This is a genomic window from Neobacillus drentensis (assembly GCF_036962765.1).
Classification (GTDB): Bacteria; Bacillota; Bacilli; order Bacillales; family Cytobacillaceae; genus Neobacillus; species Neobacillus drentensis_C.
The window spans coordinates 6,146-7,644 of the sequence record NZ_JBALOS010000283.1 but is presented as its reverse complement, the minus strand read 5'-3'; the positions used below and the strand labels follow the sequence as shown (position 1 = coordinate 7,644).

2 protein-coding genes are annotated in these 1,499 nt (G+C 39.4%); one reads left to right on the top strand and one right to left on the bottom strand.

What is annotated here, in order from left to right; translation table 11 throughout:
• Positions 1-85: 85 nt before the first annotated feature.
• Positions 86-208, top strand: a complete 123-nt coding sequence (locus V7137_RS26945; RefSeq protein ID WP_335700919.1) for a hypothetical protein — start codon at positions 86-88, stop codon at positions 206-208.
• A 148-nt stretch (positions 209-356) separates the two neighbouring features.
• Here V7137_RS26945 and V7137_RS26940 read toward each other — a convergent pair whose 3' ends face one another.
• Positions 357-1,382, bottom strand: a complete 1,026-nt coding sequence (locus V7137_RS26940; protein ID WP_438825631.1) for a glycoside hydrolase family 18 protein — start codon at positions 1,380-1,382, stop codon at positions 357-359.
• Positions 1,383-1,499: the final 117 nt, after the last annotated feature.

The following is a 1,499-nucleotide window of genomic DNA, read 5'->3' as shown; positions in this document are numbered from 1 at the left end:
AAATAAATATGTATAGATTTGTACCGTCTTGGAAGATTTGCAAAGTTTACAAGTAGAAAACTGGAAAAAAGGGGGATTAAATAGGATGATTTCAACTTTACGGAGCCCGAAAACACTTGATCTGGAGGATATTCATCAAATTTACCAATCGGCTTTCCGTGGTGATATAAATGATAAAGTCGGGGATGTGTTATGTATAGGACGATAATCGAGCCGAGAGTATCCGAGACATAGTGAAAATCTTCGGCAAAAGAGGGATAATGAGGACCGAAACTGAGAAAAAATATAAGCAAAGTCACCAATAGAGCGTATTGATGACCTATAAGGCTGTCCCCACTGGGAACAGCCTTTTCTTGTTAATATCCTTTTGCGGTATAATATTTTACAGGTTCTTTACTCGATGCCATTAACTCAGAAAAAATGGTCCCTGTCAGACTATGTGACCCTTGGGCGTCTAATCCTGCTTCCCACAACATCATCCCGCCAAAGCCGTGATCAAGAGCTAATCGTGTTTTCTTTTTCATCATCGGTCCGCCGTTATAATGGTAGGTTGTTCCATTCATCTTCACGGTGTCCTTTCCGGCATTCGCAGGGTTCTTGTTAATGATCGCAGCAAATGAAACCTGCTTGATTTTAGGATTTTCTGGTTGGGCATAAAACGGAACGCCCAAAACCAATTTTTCTTTTGAAAGGTTTTTAGAATCAAATAGATTAGTCCAATAGTTTACGATTTTCTCAGTAAATGGATAAGGTGATAAATTAGCAGCATTGTAGCCGCCGTCCCACTGACCATCATAGGCCATGATATTGACATGGTCGACATACTGGAACATCGTTGGTTCATATTGAATAAAGCCAACTTCCGTTAACGTAACAGCATGAATTTTTGAATATACGGCAACAGACAGCTCCTTCTTTTTCGGGTGAAGCTGTGCACTTAACTCTTTCGCGAAGGCAGCCAGATTTTTTGCATCTGCTGTTGTGCGAGGGTGTTCAAAATCGATATCTATCCCATCTAGCTTTTCGCGGACTGCGATATTAGTAAGCTCTTTAACTAGCTTTGCTCTAGATTTAGGATTAGAAATCGCTGGTTTAAAATAGTTATAGGATTCTCCGCCCTTAATGTGGTACCATCCACCAATTGCAAGGATTACTTTCGTGTCATGCTTTTCTGCTTTGGCAACAACCGTTCTAAGGTTTTTTAAAGCGGTATCACCATTAAATAAGACTGTTCCATCTTTAGTCGGATGAACAAATGAGAAAATGACATGGGATAATTTTGAATAATCCACAATGTTAGGATCACGATAATCCTGAACATAACCAATGAGTACCTTTGATGATGCATTTTTTACATTTGGTAGTTCTTTTGCGTTTGGCATAATGGCCGATTTAGGTGCATCTTCTATAATTAGCGTACTTGGACGCTCATGCTTTTGATTATTTGAAGAGAAAAAGACTCCTGTGAATATTCCTCCTATAAAGGTAACGGCAATTAC

Excerpts from the sequence above, each read along its gene's own strand:
- V7137_RS26945 (WP_335700919.1), top strand. The coding sequence starts at position 86 with ATGATTTCAACTTTACGGAGCCCGAAAACACTTGATCTGGAGGATATT.
- V7137_RS26940 (WP_438825631.1), bottom strand. The coding sequence starts at position 1,382 with ATGCCAAACGCAAAAGAACTACCAAATGTAAAAAATGCATCATCAAAG.